Genomic DNA, 6757 nt, shown 5'->3' on the forward strand with positions numbered 1-6757 from the left:
CGCCGAGCTCAGGAAACCCCTCACATCATCACCAATCCACCGTTGACGTCGAGGGTGGCTCCGGTGATGTAGCGCGCGGCATCGGAGGCGAGGAAGAGGACGGCCTCGGCAATCTCCTCCGGGGCGGAGACGCGGCGGAGGGGCACGCTCTCCGCGATCTTCCGCTTCTCCTCCTCAGTGCGCAGGGCGTGCCAGCGCTCGGTGCCGACCGTGCCGGGGGCCACGGCGTTGACGGTGATCCCGTCGGGCCCGAGCTCGCGCGCGAGGTGGCGGGTGAAGCCGAGGACGCCGGCCTTCGCCGCCGCGTAGTGGGAGGTGACGGTCACCGCTCCCGCCCGCCCCACGGTCGAGGACAGGTTCACGATGCGGCCGGAGCGCTGACGCTTCATCACCGGCACGACCGCCTTCGAGCACAGGAACACGCTGGTGAGGTTGAAGCGCAGGATCGCGTCCCACTCCTCGTCGGGGATGTCCTCGGTGCGCCGGATGACGGCGAAGCCGCCCGCGTTGTTGACGAGCACGTCAATCCGCCCCCAGCGGGCGACCACCGCGTCCACCGCCTGCCGGACGTCGGCGGCGACGGTGACGTCGGCCTTGCAGACGAGCACCTGGCGCCCGGCCAGCGCGCCCGCCACCCCCTCGGCGCCGGATGCGTCGATGTCGAGGAGCGCGAGCCGCGCCCCCTCGCGCGCGAAGGCGCGCGCAATGGCGGCACCGATCCCCTTGGCGGCTCCGGTCACGATGACCACCTGGTCCTGGAATCTCATCGGAGGATCCTCTCGCCCGTCGCGGCGTCGAAGAACCGGAGCCGGTCGAGGTTGAAGCCGAAGCGGCGGCGGTCGCCGGCGGCGACCTTCTCCTCGGCGTCGACCTTGGCCACGAGAGACACCGGGCCCCCGTAGTCGAGGAAGACCAGGGTCTCGTCGCCCATTGGCTCGGTGAGGCTCACGGTGGCCGGCCAGCTCGGGCCCGGCGTGGCGCCCTCGCCGTCCGCCAGGCGCACGTGCTCGGGCCTGACGCCGAGCGCCGCCCCCCGGCCGGCCGGGGCCGCGCGCCCCGCCAGCGGCACGCTCAGGGCCGGCGCCTCGAAGCGGAGGCGCCCCCCGTCCTCGCGGAGCTCGCCGTCCACGAAGTTCATGGCGGGGACGCCGAAGAACCCCGCCACGAAGCGGTTGGCCGGCTCGTTGTAGATGGCGAGCGGCGGCCCCACCTGCTGGACGAGCCCCTGGTGCATGACGACGATGCGGGCGGCCATCGTCATCGCCTCGGCCTGGTCGTGGGTGACGTGGATGAAGGTGGCCTTGAGGGCTTCGTGCAGGCGCTTCAGCTCGGTGCGCATCTCCACCCGGAGCTTGGCGTCGAGGCTGGAGAGAGGCTCGTCCATGAGGAAGACGGCCGGCCGCACGATGATGGTGCGGGCCAGCGCCACCCGCTGGGCCTCGCCGCCCGAGAGCGTGGCCGGGCGCTGGCCGAGGAGGTGCGCGACGTGGAGGGTCTGGGCCACGGCCTCCACCCGCGCGCGGATGTCCGCGGCCGGCACGTTCTTGATCCGGAGGGGGAAGGCGATGTTGTCGAAGACGGCCATGTGCGGGAAGAGCGCGAGGCTCTGGAAGACCATGCCGAGGTTGCGATCGCGGGGCTCCCAGTCGGTGACGCGGTCGGGGCCGATCCAGACGTCGCCCGTGGTCGGCGTCTCCAGCCCGGCGATCAGGTTGAGCGTGGTCGTCTTGCCGCACCCGGAGGGACCGACGAAGACCACGAACTCGCCGTCGGCGACGTCCAGGTTCACTCCGCGCACCGCCTGGGTCCGGCCGAAGGTCTTGCTGAGGTTCTCGAGCCGCACGCCGGCCACGGCATCCCCCTTAGGAGGCCGTCCCGGTCAGCCGCGCGGCTTGCCCGAGCCACACTGCCCAGCTCACGATGGACCACTCCGAGCGCGGGCTTGGCCCGCGCAATTGACTCGGGCCTCGCGCGGCGGGTGGCCTGCCTCGCGGCATGGCCGAACCCGCCACGCTCGAACCACCATCTGGGGGAGGCCTCGGAGGGGGCCGTCGAGGCCCCCTCCGATTATGCTACGAGCCTGTCGGAGTAACAGGGTTGAATGCTCTCGCGCTCCTGACAGTTCGCCGGCCCTTGCTGGTTCCACTCCGAGCGCGGGCTTTGCCCGCGCAGGTTCCTCGGGGGGAGGTCCGGAAGGGGGGCGTAGCCCCCCTCCGGGTTCCCTAGCGCCGGATCATCCCGAAGCTGAAGCCCTTCACCAGGTGCTTCTGGATGACGAACCCCAGGATCACGACCGGGATCGTCACGACGGTGCCGATGGCGGCCTGGGGCCCGTAGAGGCGCCCCTCGACCGCCGACTGGAACTTGTTGAGGAGGACGGGCAGCGTGAGGACCTTGGGCTGGGACAGGGTGAGGGCGAGGAGGAACTCGCTCCAGTTCAGGATGAAGACGAACATGAGCGTCACCACCATGCCGGAGGCGACCAGCGGGAAGACGACCTTGCGGACGATTGTGAACCGCCCGGCGCCCATCACCCGGGCGGCGTGCTCGAGCTCGCGCGGCACCTCGTCGATGAAGGCCAGCATCATCCAGATGACGTAGGGGAGGGTGGTGGTGAGGTAGAGCAGGATGATGCCGTAGTAGGTGTCGAAGAACTCCAGCCGGACGTTGAGGAGGTTCGCGAAGAAGACGGGAATGCTCGTGTAGTAGATCAGCATCGGCACCGCCACCACGATCGGCGGGAGCATGCGCACGGTGAGGATCGTGTAGGCGTAGTTCCTGCCCCCGACCCGGAAGCGCGAGATCGCGTAGGCGAGCGCCGACCCCAGCAGCAGCGAGGCCACCGACGCGATGGTGACGATGAGGGCGCTGTCGGCGATGCCCTTCCAGATGTTGTAGGCCTGCTCCGCGTACTCGCGCCGCAGCTCGCCGGTCGTCCCAAAGTGGAAGATCTGGCGGTAGTTGAACAGGGTCGGCTGGAAGTCGACCCAGGGCCACCAGCGCGTGGGCCAGCTCACCCAGTCCCCGGAGTCCTTGAAGGACGTCAGCACCATCCAGAAGACGGGGAAGAGCACCACGAGCGTCCAGGCCAGAAGGGCGGCGTGCCGGAGCGCGGCCGCCAGGCGCCTGCGGCGACGGCGGCTCATCGGGCCGGCACCCGCTCGGCCTCCAGGGCCGCCCGCTCCCGCTGGAGGAGGCGGATGGAGGCGAAGATCACGACGCTGAAGAGGACCAGGAGGAGCACGGACGCGGCCGCCGCGTAGGAGACCTTGTTGAAGACCCAGGCGTTCCGCCAGAGGAAGATCGAGAGCGTCTCGGTGGCGTTGCCCGGCCCGCCCTGGGTCAGGAGCATCGGGATGTCGAAGATCTTGAGCGCCTCCATGGAGCGGACGACCAGCGCGATCATGATGACGGGTTTGAGCAGCGGGAGCTGTACGTACCGGAACACCTGCCACCGGCTCGCCCCCATCACCTGGGCGGCCCGGATCGGCTCCGGCGGCAGCGCCGAGAGGCCGGAGACGAAGATCAGGAAGGTGAGCGGCGTCCACTGCCAGATGTCGGCCAGGACCACCGCCACCTGGGCCGCCCGGTACTCGGACATCCAGCGGATGCGGACCTCTTGGCCCGTGAGCCGGCTGAGCGCGTGGTTGAGCGGGCCCGTGTCGATCAGGAGCATCGAGAAGTCGTACCCGACGACAACGGGGATGATCATCATGGGGATGAGGAAGACGGTGAGGTAGAAGCGGCGGCCGCGGAAGCTCTTGTAGGTGAGGAGGGCGAGGCCGAAGCCGAGAAGCAGCTCGGCGGTGACGGCGCTAGCGGCGAAGGTGAAGGTGCGGACGATCGAGAAGAGGAACACCTCGTCGGTGAGCGCGTCCACGAAGTTGGACAGACCCCCGAAGGGCGCGGCCGTCCAGAAGCCCAGGGTGAGCCGCCAGCGGAGCAGGCTGATGTAGATCGTCAGCGCGAAGGGTACGGCGAGGAGCGCGAGGAGCAGAAGCTGGACGGGAATGAGGGGGATCCAGCGGAAGACCCTCTCCTGCTCCAGCCACGCCCCGACGGTGAGCCGTCGGGAGCGAGTCGAGGCCGCCGCCACGCCAGGTGGCGCGGCGGCGGTGTCCGGGAGTCTTGTCATCCAGGGGGCGATCAGTAGCCTTCGGCGTCGAAGTACGACCCGCTCTCCACCACCGTCTTCCAGGCCTCCGCCTGCTTCTTCCGCCCGATGTCGTCGGTGATCTTCTCCCAGGCGCGGGCCGTCCGCTTCATCGCCTCCTCGGCGGTGATCCGGGCGAAGAAGGCCTCCTGGAGGCTCACGTCGAGCGCGTCGAAGTACTCGCGGTTACCCTGGAGCGGGATCATGGGGACCGCGATCTTGGCGTTCTCCATCGTGACCTTCATGAACTGCTCGCCGAACTTGGCGATGATGGCGGGGTTCTTGGCCTGGGCGGGCCGGTAGGGGTCCCAGAACCCGGCCGGATCGGCGACGGCCCGATCCCCCACCTCGGGGCTTGAGAACCACTGGAGGAACCAGTAGGCCGCCTCCGGGTGCTTGCTGTAGCGGCTCACCATGTACTGGGTGCCGGCGGGCTGCACGGAGCGGCGGACCAGCTTGCCCTTGACGATGCTGCCGGGGACGACGCAGCTCAGGACCTTGCCGGTCACGACGGTGCCGGGCGCCTTCTCGGCATATCCGACGATGGAGGGGAAGGTCGAGATCGAGAACGAGTTCCCCTGGGCGAAGAAGGGGTAGTTCTGGGGCGTGCCCCAGCCGAAGATGTCTTTCGGCATGTACTGGGTGAGACCGATCATCTCCTTGGTGGCCTCGACGCCTTCCGGGCCGTCGATGAGCGGCTTCATGTTCCGGTTGAAGAGCAGCTTGCCCTTGGAGGCGTAGTGCCCCTGCCACCAGCGGTAGGCGAAGTCGCGGGCCCGATACTCCTGGGCGCCGTAGAGGTCCTTCTCCAGTGTGATCCCGTAGAAGTTCTGGCCCTTCTTGCCGTTGTAGAAGGAGGCCAGCTCCTCCCACTGCTTCCAGGTGTCGGGGCAGCCGGGCTCCCGGCCGAACTTGGCCTTGAAGGCGGCGCGGGCCTGGGGCAGCTCGAGGAGGTCCTTGCGGAGGGCGAGCACGGTCTGATCGCCGTCGTTGAACGTGGCGTAGAGCTTGCCCCGGTAGTACTGCTCGTTGCGGAGCGTTTTGGGGATGTCATCGAAGGAGGGCTTGCCCCGCGCGGCGTAGTCGTCGAGCGGGGCGATGACGCCCGCCTCGGCGGCGTCGGGGACCATGTACATCTGGTGGTTATAGATGTCGTACTGGCCGGTCTTGGCCACGGCGTCGGCCATGATCTTGGAGGGGATGTCCGTGTAGCCGTACTCGATGGTCTTGATCTTGATGCCGGTCAGCTTCTCCCACTCCTCGAGGTACTTGGGCTGGGCCTTGGCGAACAGGGACACCAGCATCATGGTCTGCTCGAGCCGGTCCACCCCGATCTTCTTCAGGTAGGCTTTGGCGCCATTGACGGCGCGTTCCGAGGGCGTCGCTCCCGGCACCGTCTGACCCCACGCTGTCGTCCCGGTGGCAAGCAGCAGCGCAACAGCCCCCACGATTGCTCCCTTCCACATGGCTCCCTCCTCTGCGCGACGTGCGCATGGCACCGCCCACGGCCGAGTCACGCTCGGGGGTGACCCGGTCGACAGGGGCCCACTCATGACCGCCGCCCCGACCGTCACGGCCTCACCCGGCCCGCCGATGACGGCGTCCTCCCCGACCACGCAGCCGGTGACCGCCACCGGCGGGCTGCCGGTGGCCGCATCCCGAGCGTAGCCCGCCTGCCGTCGGTCGCAATACCTCGGGGTGTCGGAGCGTTAGGAAGCATAACAGGCCGTCTCAGCTCTCGCACAAGGAACGGGTGCAGCCCTGAGGGACCTCCGTCAGAGTCCCGCCCGCCACGCAGGCAAGATAGGGGGGGATGCGGGGCCTGTCAAGGCGAAAAGCTGACGCCGGGTGGCCGCCTCCCCGCGGAGGAATGTCGGCGCGTCGATGGAAGCCCGACGTGCGCACGGAGAATGCTGAGAGCCCTCCTACGCTTCTCTCCCTCGCGTCCCTCAGACGCAAGTGGCCTACGTGTTCGGGAACATGGGGGCGTTCCTGGTGGTGGAGGCGGTGGCCCAGGCTGAGGGGTCGGTGCACCTGAACGCGTTGAAGGGCCTGGCCCAGCGCTCGCCGCTCCTGGCGCTGGCCATGCTGCTCTTCCTGCTCTCGCTCGGGGGAATCCCGTTCGTGGCGGGGTTCTGGGCCAAGCTCTATGTCTTCTGGGCGGCGGCCGAGGTGGGGCTCTACTGGCTCGTGGTCGTGGGTGCGGTGCTGACCGTGGTGGCGCTTTTCTACTACCTGGTAATCGCCAAGCGGATGTACATCGAGGCGCCGGAGCGCCAGGGGCGGATTTCGGTCGCCCCGCCTCTCAGCTTTTCTATCCTCCTCTGCGCCCTCGGCGTGGTGGCCCTGGGGGTGTACCCGAAGCCGTTGGTAACGGCCGCCCTCCGCGTCGCCTCCGCGCTCTTCTAAGCTCAGCCCCCCGGCGTAACGCTCGCCCCTTCTTACCTGTATCGTTTTTTCGGCATTGTGCCCCGCTCGCGCTTCGCCCTACGCTTCTCCGATCTCCACGCTAACCTGCTCGCCGGGTAGCCAGGGTCGGCCTTGATTTTCTCGATCTGCTGGACGTGGTCCATCACACGTAGCCGATGGTAGGCGATTCAGACG

Annotated in this window: 6 protein-coding genes; 1 reads left to right on the top strand and 5 read right to left on the bottom strand. The window is 68.6% G+C overall.

The annotated features are described in order from the left end of the window. Positions 1-20 precede the first annotated feature (20 nt). From HY726_03440 to HY726_03460, 5 genes are all read right to left on the bottom strand, one after another. The gene (locus tag HY726_03440) at positions 21-767 is read right to left on the bottom strand and encodes an SDR family oxidoreductase (GenBank protein ID MBI4608044.1); all 747 of its coding nucleotides are present in this window, start codon (positions 765-767) and stop codon (positions 21-23) included. Then, entirely contained in the window at positions 764-1852 is a 1089-nt protein-coding gene (locus HY726_03445; GenBank protein ID MBI4608045.1) for an ABC transporter ATP-binding protein, read from the bottom strand. The genes HY726_03440 and HY726_03445 overlap by 4 nt, the downstream gene beginning before the upstream one ends. Positions 1853-2222: 370 nt before the next feature. Beyond that, a complete protein-coding gene (locus HY726_03450; protein ID MBI4608046.1) occupies positions 2223-3146 on the bottom strand; it encodes a carbohydrate ABC transporter permease in 924 nt (307 codons plus the stop codon). Beyond that, a complete protein-coding gene (locus tag HY726_03455; GenBank protein MBI4608047.1) occupies positions 3143-4135 on the bottom strand; it encodes a sugar ABC transporter permease in 993 nt (330 codons plus the stop codon). The genes HY726_03450 and HY726_03455 overlap by 4 nt, the downstream gene beginning before the upstream one ends. Positions 4136-4146: 11 nt before the next feature. Beyond that, entirely contained in the window at positions 4147-5619 is a 1473-nt protein-coding gene (locus HY726_03460; protein MBI4608048.1) for an extracellular solute-binding protein, read from the bottom strand. A gap of 493 nt (positions 5620-6112) precedes the next feature. Between HY726_03460 and HY726_03465 the strand changes: the two genes are divergently transcribed. Continuing rightward, the gene (locus HY726_03465; protein ID MBI4608049.1) at positions 6113-6562 is read left to right on the top strand and encodes a hypothetical protein; all 450 of its coding nucleotides are present in this window, start codon (positions 6113-6115) and stop codon (positions 6560-6562) included. Positions 6563-6757: the final 195 nt, after the last annotated feature.

This window comes from Candidatus Rokuibacteriota bacterium (genome assembly GCA_016209385.1).
Taxonomy (GTDB): Bacteria; Methylomirabilota; Methylomirabilia; order Rokubacteriales; family CSP1-6; genus JACQWB01.

Excerpts from the sequence above, each read along its gene's own strand:
- HY726_03440 (MBI4608044.1), bottom strand. The coding sequence starts at position 767 with ATGAGATTCCAGGACCAGGTGGTCATCGTGACCGGAGCCGCCAAGGGG.
- HY726_03450 (MBI4608046.1), bottom strand. The coding sequence starts at position 3,146 with ATGAGCCGCCGTCGCCGCAGGCGCCTGGCGGCCGCGCTCCGGCACGCC.
- HY726_03455 (MBI4608047.1), bottom strand. The coding sequence starts at position 4,135 with ATGACAAGACTCCCGGACACCGCCGCCGCGCCACCTGGCGTGGCGGCG.
- HY726_03460 (MBI4608048.1), bottom strand. The coding sequence starts at position 5,619 with ATGTGGAAGGGAGCAATCGTGGGGGCTGTTGCGCTGCTGCTTGCCACC.